This window comes from Alteripontixanthobacter muriae, assembly GCF_013336795.1.
Classification (GTDB): domain Bacteria; phylum Pseudomonadota; class Alphaproteobacteria; order Sphingomonadales; family Sphingomonadaceae; genus Pseudopontixanthobacter; species Pseudopontixanthobacter muriae.
The window spans coordinates 104,753-121,744 of sequence record NZ_JAAFZT010000015.1 but is presented as its reverse complement, the minus strand read 5'-3'; the positions used below and the strand labels follow the sequence as shown (position 1 = coordinate 121,744).

Sequence of the window (16,992 nt, the reverse complement as noted above, 5' to 3'; positions counted from 1 at the left end):
TCGTTCCTATTCGTCCGCAGGCGCCGCAGGATGCAACGCCGTGTCGGCTGCGGGGTGAACACCAGCAGCCACCCGTTGTAAAGCCTCTTCCAGCCCGAGCCGGATGATCGGGGTGCCCGGCGGGAAGGCCGTCAGCAGGCGGCTGGGAAAGGCGGAAGACAGCACGACGAAATGCCCGCGATCGTCGCGGCTGCGAATCAGCCGTCCACAGGCCTGTGCCAGTTTGGCCCTGATGATCCGGTCGTCGAATGCCTTTCCGCCGCCCGGTGTCTCCTTCGCGGCGGCCCGGCGGGCGCGGTGCAGGATGTTGGGCTTGGGCCAGGGAACCTGTTCCATGACCACGCAGCGCAGCGAATTGCCCGGCACATCGACGCCGTCACGCAGGGCATCGGTGCCGAGCAGCGATGCCAGCGGGTCGTCGCGGAAAATATCGACCAGCGTTCCGGTGTCGATAGGGTCCACATGCTGGGCGAACAGCGGCAGGCCTTCGCGCGCAAGCCGGTCGGCGATTCGGCCATGCACGGCGCGCAGGCGGCGTATGGCGGTGAACAGGCCGAGCACACCGCCGCCCGCCGCCTCGATCAGCCGAGCATAAGCCCCCGAAAGCGCCGGAATGTCGCCCTTCCTGATATCGGTGACGATGAGCACTTCGGCATTGCTGGCGTAATCGAATGGGCTGATCGCGCTGCCGAGCGACGGAGCAACATCGATGTGCAGCGCCCCACTCCGGGCGATTGCGCTGTCCCATTCGGCACCCTCGGCGCCTCGGTCCGTCAGGGTGGCACTGGTCAACATGACGCCATGGGCAGGTTCCAGCACCGTACGCGCGAAGGGCTTCATCGGATCGAGCCAGCGGCGATGGATACCGACGTCGTACTCACGCGCTTCGGACCTATCGACGGCTAGCCAGTCGACGAATTCCGGATCGGCGGGCCCTCCGAGGCGGCTGAGCAGGGCTTCCCACGCGGCAATCAGGTCGATTCGCCAGGCGAGTGAGTGCCGTGCCCCTTCGATCCGGGCGCGGCCCTGTCCGTCCAGCCAGTCGGGCGGATCCTGAAGGATGCTTTCGAGCCGCACCGCCAGCCTGAGCAGCGGCTGGCGAATCGCTGCCAGTGCCTCCTGCGCCTCTCCCGCGATCTGGACGATGGGTCCGTCCAGCCCGGCGACTTCGGTTTCGATGCCGTAGCCGAGCTCCTGCCCGCCGCTCTCGTCACGGGCGTAGGTCGCCGCGCGGACAGCACCTAGCAGCGCTTCGATCGGGCCGAACGATTCCCCATCATTCAGGCGTTGCAGCCAGCCATCGCCGGGCAGCGCCTCTGCCGCGGCGATCGCATCGGCAACGGCGATGCCCGCCGCATCGTCATAGCTGGCGACATCCGACAGCCGCGCGGCGAGGCCGCGCCGCCGGCCGCGCGAATTGCGCTCGGGGCCCATCAGCCAGCGCCGCAGTTCGATGCATTCCTGACCGGTCAGGGCAGCGGCGAAGGTCGAATCCGCCGCTTCGAACACGTGATGGCCTTCGTCGAAGATGATCCGCGTCGGCCGCTGCGCCGGGTCGCGGGTGCCGGACCGTGCGGCGTTGATCATCACCAGCGCGTGATTGGCGATGACCAGGTCGGCCTGCGCACTGTCCCGCGCAGCACGTTCGATGAAGCATTTCCGGTAATGTGGGCATCCGGCATAGATGCATTCGCCGCGCTGGTCGGTCAGCGCCGCGATGCCGCGCTTGCGGAACAGCGTGCCCAGCCAGCCGGGCAGGTCGCCCCCGATCATGTCGCCGTCCTGCGAATAGGCAGCCCAACGTGCGACCAGTTGGGCCAGCACAGCTGGACGTCCGGCAAACCCGCCTTGCAGCGCGTCTTCCAGATTGAGCAGGCAAAGATAATTCTCACGCCCCTTGCGGACTACCACCGGCGGGGAACCGTCGCTGCGCCGTTCGGGCCACGCGCGTCGGCTTTCGCGCCGCAACTGGCGTTGCAAATTCTTGGTGAAAGTCGACACCCAGACCGTCCCTTGCGCCGCTCCGGACCACAGCGAAGTGGGCGCCAGATAGCCGAGCGTCTTCCCGATGCCCGTGCCGGCTTGCGCCAGCAGCAGATGCGGCTTTCCCTTCTGACCACGCGGCGCGAAGATGCCACCGACATCCCGGGCGTAATCGCGTTGACCTTCGCGTTGTTCGGCACCTTCGCCGGTCAGGCGGGAGAGCTGCGCGGCAATCTCCTCCTCGCCGATCAGTACCTGCGCAGGTTGCGGGCGTTCTGGCGATACCTCCCATTCGGGGAGGGTGGAGAAAAGCCACTTCTCCGCCTTCTCAGGCTTGGCGACATGGTGAGCAAGAACCTGCGCCCAAGGCCAGCGTAGCCGCGCAAGCGATTGCAGAGTCGACCAGGCTCCGGCGCGTTCTGGCCAAGCGGGATCGGCGCAACTACCCAGCAACACGCCTGCCGCCTGTTGCAGCAACTGCGGCACGCAATCATCGCTTTTAGCCTCGGGCAGGCCGAGCGCATGTGCCAACCCCTTGGGCGTAGGGGTGCAGAACCGCGCCGGATGAACGAAAGCGAACAGTTCCAGCAGGTCGAGACCGGACAGGTCGGGATAGCCTAGCCGATTGGCGACAAGCGGCGCATTCAGCAGCAGGATCGGCGTGTCGGACGCGGCCATGATCGCCTCGCCCTTCGCAAGGCCGCGAATTTCGCCGCCGGGCTGCGCAATCCAGGTTCCCGCATGGCTGGCATGCAGCGCAGGCAGGCTCAAAGGAGGCGCTCGCCCGCCAGCGGCCACCTGACCGGAAGCTTCGCCGGATGCGGCGTGGGTTTGATCGGCTGGCGACACGGTCCTTTCATGGTGAGGGCGGAACGAAAAGGCAACGGCAGCGCATGATGTTTGAGGGCCGGATCACGCAATTATCCGCATCAATCGCCCGCTCAGACCGGTCTTGCCTAAAGATGCCGCTTGCGCGAAAGCGGCATGCATGACCGACCAGACACTCATCGACGCTGCCCGCACATCCAAGGCCTGGCCATTTCAGGAGGCTCAGCGCCTCGCCAAGCGGTATCCCGATGGAAAGCGCGATGCCGATGGCAAGCTCGTCCCGGTCCTGTTCGAAACCGGCTACGGCCCCTCGGGCCTGCCGCATATCGGCACCTTTCAGGAAGTGCTGCGCACCACGTTCGTTCGCCGCGCCTATGAAGCGCTGACCGGCGCACCGACCCGGCTGGTCGCCTTCAGCGACGACATGGACGGCTTGCGCAAGGTACCCGACAATGTACCCGATGCCGGGATGCTTCAGAGCCAACTCGGCAAGCCGCTCAGCCGCATACCCGACCCGTTCGGCACGCACGACAGCTTCGGCGCGCACAATAATGCGCGGCTGCGCGAATTTCTCGACCGCTTTGGCTTCGATTACGAGTTCATCTCCGCCAGCGATCGCTACAATTCCGGCGCGTTCGACGATGCGTTGCGCAATGTGCTCGCGCATAATCAGGCGATACTCGACATCATGCTGCCGACGCTGCGGGAGGAACGGCGCAAGACCTATTCGCCGATCCTGCCGATATCGCCCACGTCGGGCGTCGTGCTTCAGGTGCCGGTCGAGGTGGTAGACGTGCAAGCTGGCATCATCCGCTTCACCGATGAAGACGGCAGGGAGGTGGAGCAGTCCGCACTGGGGGGGCGGGCCAAGCTGCAGTGGAAGGTCGATTGGGCCATGCGCTGGGCCGCGCTTGGTGTCGATTACGAAATGTACGGCAAGGATCTGACCGACAGCGGCGTCCAGTCGGGCAAGATCGCGCAGGTGCTTGGCGGCCGCAAGCCGGAAGGGCTGATCTACGAGCTGTTCCTGGACGAGAAGGGCGAGAAGATCTCCAAGTCCAAGGGTAATGGGCTGACGATCGAGGAGTGGCTGCGCTATGGTAGTCAGGAAAGCCTGGGCTTCTACATCTTTCCCAATCCGAAAAGCGCAAAGCAGTTGCACGGCGGCGTGATTCCGCGCGCGGTGGATGAATATTGGCAGTTCCGCGAGAGGCTGGCCGAACAGCCGCTCGACAAGCAGCTTGGCAATCCGGCATGGCACCTGCTGCGCGCCAACATGGCCGATGCGCAGGGCGCTTCCGTCGAAGGAGCGGGCGACAGCCTGCCGGTGACGTTCGGATTGCTGCTGAACCTTGTCGGCGTCCTGAGAGCGGAGGCAACGAGTGGGCAGGTCTGGTCTTATCTGGCCAATTACGTGCCCGATGCCGATCCGGCGCAGCACCCGGAACTCGACGAACTGGTCGAAAGCGCGCTTGCCTACAACCGTGATTTCATTGCGCCAACTTTGGCGAAGAGAGCGCCTGAAGGGCCTGAGGTCGATGCGCTGCAGGCGCTGGACGAACGGCTGAACGGCGTGGCCGACGGCATTCCGGCGGAGGATATCCAGACCTGGGTCTATGAAATCGGCAAGGACGAACGCTACGGCTTCGACAATTTGCGGGACTGGTTTCGCGCCTTGTACGAGACGTTGCTGGGCAGCAGCCAGGGGCCGCGCATGGGAAGCTTCATTTCTCTTTACGGGATAGAGAACACGCGCAAGCTGATTGGCGAAGCGTTGGAGCGGGCTAAGCGGACACCTTGAGGTTGAGAGGGAGGCGCTGGCTGCTTCTGCCTTTGCGCTCTTCCTTCAGCCCCAGCGCCGTGTCCGGTACCAGCGCGTGATCACGTATTTCACGCCTTTTTCCACCGGCGTCCCGGCATGCATGGTGCCTTCGTTGGGCGTGCCATCGGGCAGGGCGTTGTTCCAGACCAGAAGCACGCCGGGCCTGGGTTCGATATTGATGCCGACTTCGGTGAAATGGGTTTCCCCACCCGCTTCCACCTCGTTCAGGAACGCCATGGCTGTCCAGGCGCGTTGACCGCCGTTCTTTCGCTCCATCGGCCAGTATTCCTGGTCGGGATAGAACCAGTCGTTATGCGGCTTGAACTGCTGGCCCGGAAGGTAGCGCTGCCCCTGAATGGCCTCACCTGTCTCGCCACTCACGCCTAGAAGATCGTCAATGCGGCGGGCTATGCCGCGGACGAAGGGGTCGGTGCGGTCGAGGTCGCCGGAATAGGAGGTACGGAAATCCTCGCCATATTCGCCCTCGTACAATTTGCTGGGCTGCGCCACCACGTCGATCATGTCGACAAGACGGCGGCATTCCGTCTGCGTCAGGAAATCCCCGACTGCGAACAGTTCGGCGGTGTCGGTCGGTACCTTGTAAACCTTCGGGTCATTGGCCAGACGGGCGCGAACGCTCGCGCCCACACGGCGCAATGCGTCCTTGTCGGGAAAGGCAGGCTTTATCATCGATGAGAGCCTTAAGCATCCTGCTACGGCGCGCAAGATGAAGTCTTGCGGCAATTGGCCGCGCCGATATTCGGCGCGGCATAATGATCAGGGAGTGGGAAGATGAACGACAGCCGTAGAGATCGCTATTCGGCCGGAGCCATGATTTCCACTGAAACATCGCGCTCCTCATCATCTACAATCTGGAGGTCATGTTGCTGGTGCCGGATGAGAAATCAGCCACAGCAATGATGCTGCATAGATCCGTCGGCATATCCGTCCTCGTCCTGTCCATTGGCCGGACCATCTGGCGGGTGACCCATCCGCGGCCCACGATGGCGGCTCACCTCGCAGGCTGGGAGATCGGCCTCGTGAAAATCACGCATGCGCTGCTCTCCTGATGATCGCCGTGCCGTTTGCCGGGTGGGGGCTGCACTCGGCTGGGAAGGGCGAGCAGTTTGCACACTTCGCAACCTTCAGCGTGCCGGCAATCTTCGCCAGGTCGCGTGACGTAGCAGGCGGCTTTCACGAGGTTCATGAATTATCGGCTTTCCTGCTCGCAGATCGGACGCATGTTGCCTAGTTCGGTTCCGCCCCGACGCGCTGATCCGGTTATCCGGGCTCAAGAAAAACCCCGCCAGCCGTGATCCTGTTACGGATCGGGCTGACGGAGTCCATTTTCCAGCCGGGTCACTCAACTCCGGCAGAAAAATTCGGCGATCCTTACCAGAAAAAGTCGTAAATCACGTCGACCACTTCGCCGGTGTAGATATTCACCAGCAGCACATCGTCATAATAGCGGGTCCAGCGGTACGGTCCGTAGACTTCGGGCAGGCGATACTGCCAGGGATCGTTGATCCAGTAACGGCTTCCGTAGAATGCGGACCCGAGCTGTATGCCGATATTCAGGCGATTATAGCTGTAGTTGCGGTAGGGCGCATAATAGCGGCCCAGTCGATAATGCTGCCTGTTCGCCGCCCGGTAGCGCTGCCAGTTATAGCGATTGTTCTGACGCCAGGCCCGCCGGTCCCAGCGGCGATCGTCACGGTAATGGCCGTTCCGGTAATCGCGGCGGTCGTCGCGGTCGTATCGGTTGTCATACCTGTTGCCGTCGCGATTGCGGTCATAGCGGCTGTCGCCGCCGCGCCAGTCATTGCGGTCGCGGCGATCATCACGATCCCGCCGGTCGTTCCAGTCACGGTCGCTGTTGCGCCAGTTGTCGCGATTTTCTGTGCGACTGCGATCGACATAGCCGCGATTCCGTTCGCGCTCGACATTGTCGCGGCCGCTAGGATTGGCGCGGTTCACACCGCGTTGGGCAAGCCTCCGGTCGATCTCTGCCCGCTGCCGGTCCACACCCCGGTCACTACGGTTGCCGCGCTGCGCCTGCTGCTGCGCCTGCTGCTGCGCCTGACGCTGCCGCGCCTGCTGGATGGCCTCGGCCTGCGCCTGACGCTGTTGGGCTTGCTGGCGCGCATCCCGCTGCTGCTCCTGCTGCTGGTTCTGGCGTTCCGCGCGCCTCTGCTGACGCTGTTCGCGCCGCTCCTGGTTCCGGAACTCGCCGCGTTCCTGCTGCGGCTGACTGCGAGCGCGATTGCGCTGCTCGCGCTGCTGCATCGCGGCCGCTGCACCGTCTGCTGCGGTTGCAGCCTGCGCGGGAACTGCAGTAGCGATCATCGCCAAGCTAACGGCCGAGAAGGCGGTGCTTCGTAAAAGTTGCGATAATGTCATGCCGGGTCTCCATCATGAGGCGATCCCACCAAAACCGCCCATATTCGTGTTTGATGCCACCTGTTTAGCATAGCACGGTGAGCGCTATCTGAACCAGTCACAACGGCTTCTGTTCATCTTTGCTGCTTTCAAGGTGAACGAATAGACTTGCGCAAAGCCGGGATTGCTTGACCTTGCCGGCACCTTGACGCTTATTCTTTGCCCATGATCCAAACTCTGGAAGCTGCCCGCGCCGATGCCCTTGAACGGCTCGCTGAAGGTGCCGCCAATCGGCGCAGCGCCATGCATGTTCCGGCAGTTGGCACTGCTGATGGAGACATGAGGATCATGGTCCTGCGCGCCTTCGACCCTGCGGAATGGTCGATGCGCTTCCACACGGATGTCCGTAGCCCCAAGGTTGCGGTCATTGCCGCCGATCCTGCAATTCATGTGCTGGCCTATGACGCAGAAGCCAAGGTGCAGATTCGAATGAGGGGACGAGGCGAGATAGTGCGTAACGGCCCAGTCGCCGAAAGCGCTTGGAACGCAGCGGACAATTACGCGCGCCGCTGTTACCTCGCCGATGCGCCGGGGTCACCCAGCGATGTGCCGACTTCAGGCCTGCCGGAATGGGCGGAAGGCATGAAGCCGAGCGACGACGCGCTTGCCGGTGCGCGCCAGAACTTCGCCATCTTGCGGGTCGTTCTCGAGCGTATCGACTGGTTCATGCTGGCGCACGAAGGTCACAGGCGCGCCGTTTTCACTCGGGAAATCGCAAACTGGATTGCGCCTTAGGCTGATCGCGTGGCCGGAGGCTGGCGCGTAATCACTGCGCCAGCCCCGGCAGCGAGAAGTTCAGCGCGTCAGCTTCTTGTAGGCAAGCCGCGTCGGGCGGTCTGCCGCATCGCCCAGACGGCGGCGCTTGTCTTCTTCGTAAGCTTCGAAATTACCTTCGAACCATTCGACATGGCTGTCGCCTTCGAAGGCCAGGATGTGAGTTGCCAGCCTGTCGAGGAAGAAGCGGTCATGGCTGATGACCACGGCGCAACCGGCGAAGTTTTCAACCGCGTCTTCAAGCGCGCGAAGGGTTTCGACGTCGAGATCGTTGGTCGGTTCGTCCAGCAGCAGGACGTTGCCGCCCTTCTTCAGCATCTTGGCCATGTGAACGCGGTTGCGCTCGCCGCCCGAGAGCTTTCCGACGTTCTTCTGCTGGTCCTGCCCCTTGAAGTTGAAGGCGCCGACATAGGCCCGGGTAGACATATCGTGCCCGTTTACCTGCATGTAATCGAGCCCGTCCGAGATCTCCTCCCAGACATTGTTCTTGGATGTAAGATCGTCGCGGCTCTGGTCGACATAGCCGAGATGAACCGTTTCGCCGATCTCGATCGAGCCGCTGTCGGGCTCTTCCTGACCGGTGATCATCTTGAACAGGGTGGACTTGCCGGCACCATTCGGCCCGATCACGCCCACGATCCCGCCCGGGGGCAGGATGAAGGACAGGTCTTCGAACAACAGCTTGTCGCCGAAGGACTTGGTCAGGTTCTTGGCCTCGATGACCTTGCCGCCAAGGCGCTCGGGCACCTGGATGACGATCTGCGCCTTGCCCGGCTTGCGATCCTTCTGCGCGTCCACCAGTTCGTCGAACTTCTTGATACGCGCCTTGGATTTGGTCTGGCGGCCCTTGGAGCCCTGCCGGATCCACTGCAATTCGTCGGAAATTGCCTTCTGCCGTCCGGACTCCTCGCGGTCCTCCTGCTCCAGCCGCTTCGCCTTTTTCTCCAGGTAGGTCGAGTAATTGCCCTCGTAAGGGTAATACGACCCGCGATCGAGTTCCAGGATCCAGCCGACGACATTGTCGAGGAAGTAGCGGTCATGGGTGATCATCAGCACCGCGCCGGCATATTCGGCGAGGTGATTTTCCAGCCAGTTCACGCTTTCAGCGTCGAGGTGGTTGGTGGGTTCGTCCAGCAGCAGGATCGAAGGCTTCTGGATCAGCAGGCGTGTGAGGGCGACACGGCGCTTTTCGCCACCGGAAAGAGGGCCGACCGCAGCATCGGAAGGCGGGCAGCGAAGCGCCTCCATTGCAATTTCAAGCTGATTGTCGAGCGTCCAGCCATCGACCGCGTCGATCTTCGCCTGCAAATCGCCCATCTCTTCCATCAGCGCGTCGAAATCCGGCGCGTCGGGATCGCCCATCTGCATGGAAATCTCGTTGAACCGGTCGACCATGTCGGCCGTTTCGCGTGCACCGTCCCTGACGTTTTCGAGAACGGTCTTGCTCTCGTCCAGATGCGGTTCCTGCGGCAGATAGCCGACCGTGATGTTTTCCCCGGCCCAGGCCTCGCCCTGATATTCGGTATCGATCCCGGCCATGATCTTCATCAGGGTGGATTTGCCTGCACCGTTTGGACCCACGATGCCGATCTTGGCACCCTGGTAGAATTGCAGGTTGATGTCCTTCAGCACCGGCTTCGGGGCAGCGGGGAAGGTTTTCGTCATGTTCTTCATGACATAGGCGTATTGCGCGGCCATCGGGCGTCCTTCGGATTGTGTTCTGTCGCTGGGTAATGGATTGCGCCCGCAGATAGGGTCTGTCGCGCGCGGGGGCAAGGAGGGTTATGCGCCTGCAGTCGGCGGCTGGGGCGAGGAGCCTTTTGCCGCGGTGCTGGACAGGGAGCAGGGCCAACGATAGCAGATGCGCCATGAAAAGAATCGCCATTGCGCTTACCGCTCTCCCGCTCGTCATTCCCGCCGCTCTCGCTGCCCAGCAGCCTTTATCGGCACAAGCACCTGCCGCCATGCAGGCCGAAGCCGCGTTGCAGAGCGACATGATTGCCTGGGACTTCGTGGAAGGGATTACGACCGAGGTCGGACCGCGTCAGGCCGGCACTCCGGCAGAGGCGCGGGGCCGCGAATGGGCGATGAACTGGCTGCGGCAGCAGGGCTTCGCCAATGTCGCGAACGAGCCTTACATGATGGACACCTGGGTTCGCGGCGACGAGCGCGCGACCATCGTCTCTCCATTCCCGCAGCCCATGCATGTCACTGCGCTCGGCAACACCAGCGCGACACCCGCTGGCGGCATTACGGCAGAAGTCGTGCAGTTCCTGAACTATGCCGATCTGGTCGCCGCACCAGCTGGCAGCCTTGCAGGCAAGATCGCCTTTATCAGCCACGACATGGAACCGACGCAGGACGGTTCGGGCTACGGCTTCGCCGGTCCGGCGCGCTGGACGGGGGCGGGGCTTGCCGCGAGCAAGGGCGCGGTCGCAACCGTCATCCGGTCCATCGGAACCGATGATCACCGGAACCCGCATACCGGCGGAACCAGCTTCCCGGACGGCGTAGCGCCAACCCCTGCCGGTGCCCTGTCGAACCCGGACGCCGATAATCTGGAGCGCATGTTCGAACGAGCCAATGGGCCGATCACGATGAACCTCGTGCTTACGCCGCGCAGCCTCGGGCGAACGGAAAGCGGGAATGTCGTCGCCGAGATCGTCGGGCGCGAACCGTCGCTCCCGCCGGTCCTCGTCGCCTGCCACCTCGACAGCTGGGATCTTGGTACAGGCGCAATCGACGATGCTTCGGGCTGCGGCATCGTCGCCGCCGCTGCGAAGAACGTTGCCGCCGCCGGCCAGCCTCTGCGCACCATCACGGTCTTGTTCGCAGGGGCCGAAGAAACCGGCCTTTGGGGCAGCAAGGCCTATGCCGCCGCCCATGCCGACGAACCGATCGCCGTGGGCCTGGAAAGCGATTTCGGCGCGGACCGTATCTGGCAGTTCCAATCGAACTTCACAGAGAGCAATCCCGATCTGTACCGCCGCATCGCCGATGCCGTGGCACCGTTCGGCGTCGCACCTACCTCGATCGTCGCGACCGGCGGGGCGGACATCAATATCGCTCGCGAACAGAACACCGCAATTATCGATCTTCAGCAGGACGGCACCCGCTATTTCGACCTGCATCACACGCCGGACGACACACTGGACAAGATCGACATCGCGCAGCTTCGCCAGAATGTCGCCGTCTGGACGCAAGTTGTTGGTATATTGGCGAATGAGCGGGAGCCGATCGCCCGCTGAGAGGGCGGCACAGGCGAAACGAAACGGGAACCGGCTCACCGACCGGCCGTTACAGGGGCATGAAAACTATTCTTCTACCTCTCGCCGCACTCGCCCTTCCTGCAACTGCACTGGCCCAATCGGTTTCGGGACCTGAACTGAACAATTCTGCTGATCGTTCGCAAAGCAATTCGCTCAGCGTCACACTGCCGGACGGCATTACGTCCAGCATGCTCGGCAAGCGCGATGCGCAGATGATCGCAGTGCAAACCATGCTCGATCGCAGCCGCCATTCGCCCGGTGTGGTCGATGGCTACAATGGTGAGAACACGCGGCGCGCTATCAGCGCCTACAGGCGTGCCAATGGTATCGGATCCGGTGGCAGCATCGATGGTGACCTGCTGCGCTCGCTGCTTGAAACGCAGGGCGGCGACGTGTTTCAGACCTATACGATTACTTCCGATGACTTAAACCGCAGCTTCACGGATGTTCCGGCGGATTTCGAAGCAAAGGCTGAACTGGACAGTCTCGGTTACGAATCAGCGCAGGAAATGCTGGCCGAACGGTTTCACATGGATGCCGATTTCCTCGCTGCCATGAACCCCGGCGTCGATTTCTCGCGTGCCGGGCAGACGATCAACGTCATCGCCAAGGGTGACGAGACTTTGAACGCCGACGTCGCGCGCATCGAAGTTCGCAAGAATGAAAACTCCGTCGTTGCCATGAACAGTGCGGGTGAAATGGTCGCCAGCTATCCTGCAACCATTGGCAGCGGTGAATTTCCCAGCCCTAGCGGCAACATGACCGTTGCTGCTATTGCGCCCGCTCCGAAATATTATTTCAGTCCTGAAGGCCGCGAGTGGGGCCCTGATCGCAAGCTCACCATCGCCGCTGGGCCCAACAATCCCGTTGGCGGAACGTGGATCGACCTCAGCAAGGAAGGCTACGGCATCCACGGCAGCCCCGATCCCAAAATGGTCGGCAAACGTAACAGCCACGGATGTGTGCGGCTGACCAACTGGGACGCGGAAGAACTTGCGAAGGCGGTGTCACAAGGGGTGACGGTCGTATTTACCTGAACTGACGAGGTATCGGACAAAGGGTTTCCGGACCGTTTCTGATTGCGCCTGACAGCGGGATGAGAGAAAAAGGGCGCATGGTGCGCCCTTTTTCCATGCCTGCTACGTGCGGTCTTCCGGCATGAGGAAGATGGCCGCGCCAGTCGATCTCAGCCCTCACTTCCTGGCCGCTAATCATATCGTCGCTCTTCAGGAGGGCGAGGGCGTCGTGGTAGTCACGGCGAGTCGACCCCTGTCCGATGCGGCACTTGCAGCCCTTCAATTCGCCGCGGGTCTTCCCGTTCGTGTCCAGATTGCAGAGCCTGAGCGGACTTTCGTCCGCCACGGGTTTGAAAAGCCAGATAGCAACGGCGATCACGAATACTCCGGCAGCCTTGCCACCAGCCTCTTTGCTCGCTTCGCCCGGCACGAAACGCAGACGAGTTCGCTTGCCGGTTTCGCCGAATGCCTGGAGGCCGGGTACTCACCGGTGCAGGCAGCAGACCTGATGCTTGCTTGCGGTGCTGGAGCGTCAGCGGATGCCGACCTCCGGAGCTTCTACCATGATCTCTGCGCCAGCAAAGATTTCGCGGCTGAAATCGCTAGGAGCACGGTGGTACCGCGCTGGATGGGTCAGGCAATTGCTTTTTTTCCAGGCCGGGAAATGCAGGTCCGCCTTTTTGCGCGGCTCATCCCCATCATCGCGGCATCGCGATCAAAGGCGCGGCAGGATCGGTTCAGGACGCTTATCTCCGCCACTGTCTGGATTCTCGCCGCTTCTGCATGGGCGCTGTTCTGGATTCTGGCTGGTCTCGCCATGGCGGCGGGCGGAATAGCTTTCGCTCTATGGCAGCGGGAAGGTCGCGCCGACGCCAGGGTGCAAGCTGCAGTTCTCCAGATTATCGAAGCGGCTCACCAGATGAACCTTCCGCCTGCCGTTTCGGTTCGCATAAGCGGCCAATATCTGCTCGAAATGCAATTGCTAACGGGGCGAATTCCGAAAACGCGGGAAAGCCTCGGCGCTGCATTGCACCTTTCTCCGCTGAGGCAGGCGCTCTTCGCAAAGGGTGATCTGGGAGAGGCGGCAGAGCGCCTGATCAAGATTACGGAAAGGGACAGGAAATCTGCCGACAGCAGGGCGCGACGGATCGTCTGCTGCATTGGTATTTCCGGCTTCGTGCCGCTCCTGATCATCGCAGCGCTGCAATGAAAAATACGCATGATGCCGATGAGGTCGTGCAATCAGTAGCAAGCCCGAGCGACGAGGTCGAATTACCGTTTCCTTCTCGGCTAGTCGTTCCGGCAGAGCTTTGCCTGATGGTTCAGTTGTCTCGCCGCCCCAACGGTGCCGCAGATTTCGCCGGATTGTTGCAGGAAGCAGTGCCGCTCAGGCTGAATGCGCTGGTGTGGACAGAACCGTTCGGACCTGATGCGCGCAGCGTGATTGTGGTTCGGCGGCATGAGTTCGAGCAGTTCCTTGCAAACGCCCAACCCGAAAACGGCGTCCGCCTGCCGGCTGTGACAGAGGAGGGGGAATGGCCCATCGGCCCTGCCTCGCGACCAGCGCCGAATATCTGGCTGACCTACATCATCGTTGCCGGAAGCCTCGTCACGATCCTTGCCGCCATGTCACTCGCCTCGACGGGAGAACCGGCTGTGAGGAACGTAACGACAGAGAAAGTTCGCACCACCTCGGCCCTGCTGCCGGATTTCCCCGGCTTGTCCGCTACGGTGCTAAGTTATGCCGGCAGGTCTGTGCAGAACGGAATCCTTACCGGGATCACCCGAACGGCCGATGGTGCGCTGGAACTCGTCTACACAGCCACTGATCCCGACGAATTGCGCGGTGAACTTGCCGGGAACACCACGCTGGCCCAGTTTCAGCCGGTGTCGCAATCAAGAGCGGAAGAGGGGATGGAAGGTTACAGAGTGAGCCTTCGCGCCGACCCGCAGGCTGATGGGCCGCTCCTGGCAGGCAATCCAATCGCCGCGCCGAACGCTGCAGCCGCAGCTTCCAGAGCCGAACAGGTGCTGCTGGCGCTCGGCAGGGGGAAGGACATCGAGATGAGCCTGTCGCGCGCCGACACGTCGCGATCGGGTGTCCTTCGCCATTCGCTGGAACTTTCCGGCCCGCAGCAGAATGTGCTCTCCTATGTCGATGATCTGGAAAGCGGAAACCCGCCCATGCGCTTGAGCGACTGGGCGCTTTCGCCGCAAATCAAGTCGCGCGGGCCAGCGGAAATCTTGTTGCAGGGGACACTGCTTGTTCCGTGGGAGGAGGGGCTGTGACCGTTTCAGCCCACCGGATCATTCGTCTGACTGCACTGATGCTGGCATTCGCAGCATTGGCGATCGCTCTTTCACCGGACACGCCCGCTTTGGACCCATTGCCGCAGTCAAGGTCATATCCATCGGAGTTGGTCGTGCCATTAGCTTCGGCAAATCCATCCGTCGCGAACCTGCCGCCGCTCTTCGGCACGAACTCTCCGCTGGATCAAGCCGAATTCGCATTTGCACCGGAAGAGCAAGCGACAGCTGCCGATGCGGCCTCGCCGGTCTTGCGCGAGCGCAGTTCGTCTCCTGCTTCCTTGCCGACGCTGATCGGAATTGTTGGCCGTTTGCCCGACGATGCTGAAGTGCTGCTGCGGCTCGTCGATGGATCGACCGCTACGCTTGCCGTGGGCGAAGATGCAGCGGGGCTGCGTCTGCAGTCGGTTGGTGCGGACAGGGCGGTGTTCGCGCGTGGCGGGCGCAGGATCGTGCTGACCATGGGCGAAGACTGACGCTTTTGCCTCGCGCTCAATAAACCCCGTCAATCTCCAGCGGCAGACGCGCTTCGGGTGGGTCGATTAGCAGGCTGTCCGTGTCATATTCGAGAAGCGTTTCCGCCGCACGAACCTGATCGTATCGCTCGCCCGCCGCCGCCCGGACCGCTTGCGGATCGCGAAGGATCGTCGGCTTCAGGAACACGAACAGGGTTCGGCGGGTCTTCTGTTCCTGGCGGCTTCTGAACAGTTCGCCGATGACGGGTATGTCACCCAGAATGGGAACCTGGCTGCGCGTTTCGATCTGATCGTCGCTGATCAGTCCGCCGAGCACGATCGTCTGCTCGTTATCGGCCATGACCGTCGTCTGGATGGATCGGCGGTTGGTGATGATATCAGCCGCGCCGACCACGCTGCCGACGAGGGAGGACACCTCCTGGCTGACCTCGAGCCGAACGGTGTCGCCCTCGTGAATGCGTGGGACGACGCGCAGGGTGATGCCCACGTCCGCGCGTTCGATGGTGGTGAAAGGCGTCACGTTGATGCCCTCCGACACGAAGGCACCGGTGCGGAACGGTACGTTCTGCCCGACGACGATCTCGGCAGGCTTGTTGTCGAGCGTGGTTATGCTGGGGGTGGAGAGAAGGTTGGCGCGTGTCGATTGCCCCAGCGCCTGCACCAGCAGCGCAAAGTCGCCGCGGCTGCCGAGCGCCGCCGACAGGCCGCTGACGGCAAGAGCGCCTGCCGCCGGCGCGCCGACGATCGCCAGCGCCTGTCGCAGCGAAAGACCAAGGTTGGTGAAGGAGGTGCCGCCGGAGTTCAGCGGAATGTCGGCCGCACCGCCAAGGCCAAGCTGCAGGCCGAGTTGTTCCGACTGATCGCCGGTGATCTCGACGATGGCCGCCTCGATCATCACCTGAGGGCGGCGGATGTCGAGTTCTGTAATAAGGTTTTCGATCGAGGCGATCTCGCTCGGCGCACCGCGGATGACGATGGCATTCAATTCCGGCGCTGCCTGGACCGACAATGTTTCGCTGGAATAGCCCACGACGCCGCCGGGTACGGTGCTGCCGATCGGCGTGTTGCGCAAACCGCCGGCAGTGGGGAAGCCGGCAGTCTGCCCGAGCGCCGGAAGGCCGCCCACGGCAGAAACCGTCTCCTGCACTGGCACGGCGCCACTCACCAGGCGGTTGTCACCGATTGTGCCAAGCGTGCTTGCAACGGGATTGTTCGCCCGCCTGTCGCCGCCGATCAGGCCACCTACGATGGCTGCGACTGTTTCCGCATCATTGTAGCGCAGCCGGATTACCCGCGTGATGCTTGCCTCGCCATTGATCTTGTCCAGCGTGTCGGCGATGCGGCGTGCCTCGGCGATCTCGGACAGCGTGCCGCGGACCAGCACGACATTGGCACGTTCGTCCGCCACGACGCGGGGGCCACCTTCCTCACCGCCGATGATACCTTCGATCGCGGTTGCAATCTCTGGCGCGGAACCGCGGGCGATATCGATCGTGGCGAAGCTCTGTTCCTCGCGCTGGCTGCCCCGGTCCAGCGACTGGGCGAGCGATGCGATCCGCGCGACATTGTCCGCATAGTCGGTCACCACAATGGCGTTCGGATTGGTAACCGCCTCGATACTGCCGAATGCGGCAATCAGGGGGCGGAAGATACGGACAGCCGCCTCGGGCTCCAGGTTCCTGAGGGATATCAGTCGCGTGACGACCCGGCCGCTTACAGCGCCGCCTGCAGGTTCGCGCACGGCCGTCGCCTGCGGTATGACACGCCAGGCACGACCGTTGCGAACGACCGCATATCCCTGGCCGCGCAGCACGCTCACGAACAGTTCCCACACGCCCGCAGGGCTGAGCGGTGCGGAACTCGTGACATTGACGGTGCCGGTCACACTGGGATCGAGGATGATCGTGCGCCCCGTAATGCGCGAGATCTGCTGCGCCACGTCCGCGATGTCCACGTCGCGCATGTTCACGACGACGTTGTTCGTCGCCACCGATGACTGCTGTGCCGCGCCCGGAAGAGCCAGCGCCATGGCGAGAGTGATGCTGACTGTCCAGCGTGAAATCCGTTTGATCTTCATG

At 62.6% G+C, this 16,992-nt stretch carries 14 protein-coding genes; 9 read left to right on the top strand and 5 right to left on the bottom strand.

The genetic code is table 11. The features are described from left to right. Positions 1–6: 6 nt before the first annotated feature. Positions 7–2,661, bottom strand: coding sequence for an ATP-dependent DNA helicase (locus G7A66_RS05090; protein ID WP_232366671.1), 2,655 nt, complete (start codon positions 2,659–2,661; stop codon positions 7–9). A 310-nt stretch (positions 2,662–2,971) separates the two neighbouring features. Here G7A66_RS05090 and G7A66_RS05085 point away from each other — a divergent pair, with 310 nt between their 5' ends. Beyond that, on the top strand, positions 2,972–4,612 hold the full coding sequence (locus G7A66_RS05085; protein WP_174294612.1) for a lysine--tRNA ligase: 1,641 nt from the start codon (positions 2,972–2,974) through the stop codon (positions 4,610–4,612). A 45-nt stretch (positions 4,613–4,657) separates the two neighbouring features. On the opposite strand, the gene G7A66_RS05080 is transcribed toward G7A66_RS05085, so the two are convergent. Continuing rightward, positions 4,658–5,323: a prolyl hydroxylase family protein gene (locus G7A66_RS05080; RefSeq protein WP_174294611.1), complete on the bottom strand. Its 666-nt coding sequence runs from the start codon at positions 5,321–5,323 to the stop codon at positions 4,658–4,660. A gap of 230 nt (positions 5,324–5,553) precedes the next feature. Here G7A66_RS05080 and G7A66_RS05075 point away from each other — a divergent pair, with 230 nt between their 5' ends. Continuing rightward, positions 5,554–5,703 carry a hypothetical protein gene (locus G7A66_RS05075; protein WP_206675072.1) on the top strand — a complete coding sequence of 50 codons (150 nt, stop codon included), beginning with the start codon at positions 5,554–5,556 and terminating at the stop codon, positions 5,701–5,703. A gap of 322 nt (positions 5,704–6,025) precedes the next feature. Here G7A66_RS05075 and G7A66_RS14475 read toward each other — a convergent pair whose 3' ends face one another. Beyond that, positions 6,026–6,610, bottom strand: coding sequence for an RcnB family protein (locus G7A66_RS14475; RefSeq protein ID WP_332310490.1), 585 nt, complete (start codon positions 6,608–6,610; stop codon positions 6,026–6,028). Between the two features lie 6 nt (positions 6,611–6,616). On the opposite strand from G7A66_RS14475, the gene G7A66_RS14120 reads away from it, so the two are divergent. Together G7A66_RS14120 and G7A66_RS05065 are read left to right on the top strand one after the other, a co-directional pair. Beyond that, positions 6,617–7,015 (top strand): hypothetical protein, encoded by a 399-nt coding sequence (locus G7A66_RS14120; RefSeq protein ID WP_232366652.1) that lies wholly within the window; start codon positions 6,617–6,619, stop codon positions 7,013–7,015. 222 nt (positions 7,016–7,237) lie between these two features. Continuing rightward, entirely contained in the window at positions 7,238–7,807 is a 570-nt protein-coding gene (locus G7A66_RS05065) for a PNPOx family protein (RefSeq protein WP_174294608.1), read from the top strand. Between the two features lie 60 nt (positions 7,808–7,867). On the opposite strand, the gene ettA is transcribed toward G7A66_RS05065, so the two are convergent. After that, on the bottom strand, positions 7,868–9,544 hold the full coding sequence (gene ettA / locus G7A66_RS05060) for an energy-dependent translational throttle protein EttA (RefSeq protein ID WP_174294607.1): 1,677 nt from the start codon (positions 9,542–9,544) through the stop codon (positions 7,868–7,870). Between the two features lie 170 nt (positions 9,545–9,714). Between ettA and G7A66_RS05055 the strand changes: the two genes are divergently transcribed. The 5 genes from G7A66_RS05055 (at position 9,715) to G7A66_RS05035 (ending at position 14,914) form a co-directional block, all read left to right on the top strand. Then, complete coding sequence (locus tag G7A66_RS05055) at positions 9,715–11,094, top strand: M20/M25/M40 family metallo-hydrolase (RefSeq protein WP_174294606.1); 1,380 nt, start codon at positions 9,715–9,717, stop codon at positions 11,092–11,094. 59 nt (positions 11,095–11,153) lie between these two features. Next, positions 11,154–12,152 carry a L,D-transpeptidase gene (locus tag G7A66_RS05050; protein ID WP_174294605.1) on the top strand — a complete coding sequence of 333 codons (999 nt, stop codon included), beginning with the start codon at positions 11,154–11,156 and terminating at the stop codon, positions 12,150–12,152. Positions 12,153–12,273: 121 nt separating this feature from the next. Further along, positions 12,274–13,341 carry a GspE/PulE/PilB domain-containing protein gene (locus G7A66_RS05045; RefSeq protein ID WP_174294604.1) on the top strand — a complete coding sequence of 356 codons (1,068 nt, stop codon included), beginning with the start codon at positions 12,274–12,276 and terminating at the stop codon, positions 13,339–13,341. Further along, positions 13,338–14,420, top strand: a complete 1,083-nt coding sequence (locus G7A66_RS05040) for a hypothetical protein (protein WP_174294603.1) — start codon at positions 13,338–13,340, stop codon at positions 14,418–14,420. Before G7A66_RS05045 ends, G7A66_RS05040 begins: the two co-directional genes overlap by 4 nt. Next, positions 14,417–14,914, top strand: a complete 498-nt coding sequence (locus G7A66_RS05035) for a hypothetical protein (RefSeq protein ID WP_174294602.1) — start codon at positions 14,417–14,419, stop codon at positions 14,912–14,914. The genes G7A66_RS05040 and G7A66_RS05035 overlap by 4 nt, the downstream gene beginning before the upstream one ends. Positions 14,915–14,930: 16 nt before the next feature. On the opposite strand, the gene gspD is transcribed toward G7A66_RS05035, so the two are convergent. Beyond that, on the bottom strand, positions 14,931–16,991 hold the full coding sequence (gspD, locus tag G7A66_RS05030; RefSeq protein WP_206675071.1) for a type II secretion system secretin GspD: 2,061 nt from the start codon (positions 16,989–16,991) through the stop codon (positions 14,931–14,933). Position 16,992: the final 1 nt, after the last annotated feature.

Bases quoted from the DNA above. Each gene is read 5' to 3' on its own strand.
- G7A66_RS05090 (WP_232366671.1), bottom strand. From the start codon at position 2,661: ATGGCCGCGTCCGACACGCCGATCCTGCTGCTGAATGCGCCGCTTGTC.
- G7A66_RS05085 (WP_174294612.1), top strand. From the start codon at position 2,972: ATGACCGACCAGACACTCATCGACGCTGCCCGCACATCCAAGGCCTGG.
- G7A66_RS05080 (WP_174294611.1), bottom strand. From the start codon at position 5,323: ATGATAAAGCCTGCCTTTCCCGACAAGGACGCATTGCGCCGTGTGGGC.
- G7A66_RS05075 (WP_206675072.1), top strand. From the start codon at position 5,554: ATGCTGCATAGATCCGTCGGCATATCCGTCCTCGTCCTGTCCATTGGC.
- G7A66_RS05065 (WP_174294608.1), top strand. From the start codon at position 7,238: ATGATCCAAACTCTGGAAGCTGCCCGCGCCGATGCCCTTGAACGGCTC.
- ettA (WP_174294607.1), bottom strand. From the start codon at position 9,544: ATGGCCGCGCAATACGCCTATGTCATGAAGAACATGACGAAAACCTTC.
- G7A66_RS05055 (WP_174294606.1), top strand. From the start codon at position 9,715: ATGAAAAGAATCGCCATTGCGCTTACCGCTCTCCCGCTCGTCATTCCC.
- G7A66_RS05050 (WP_174294605.1), top strand. From the start codon at position 11,154: ATGAAAACTATTCTTCTACCTCTCGCCGCACTCGCCCTTCCTGCAACT.
- G7A66_RS05045 (WP_174294604.1), top strand. From the start codon at position 12,274: ATGAGGAAGATGGCCGCGCCAGTCGATCTCAGCCCTCACTTCCTGGCC.
- G7A66_RS05040 (WP_174294603.1), top strand. From the start codon at position 13,338: ATGAAAAATACGCATGATGCCGATGAGGTCGTGCAATCAGTAGCAAGC.
- gspD (WP_206675071.1), bottom strand. From the start codon at position 16,991: ATGAAGATCAAACGGATTTCACGCTGGACAGTCAGCATCACTCTCGCC.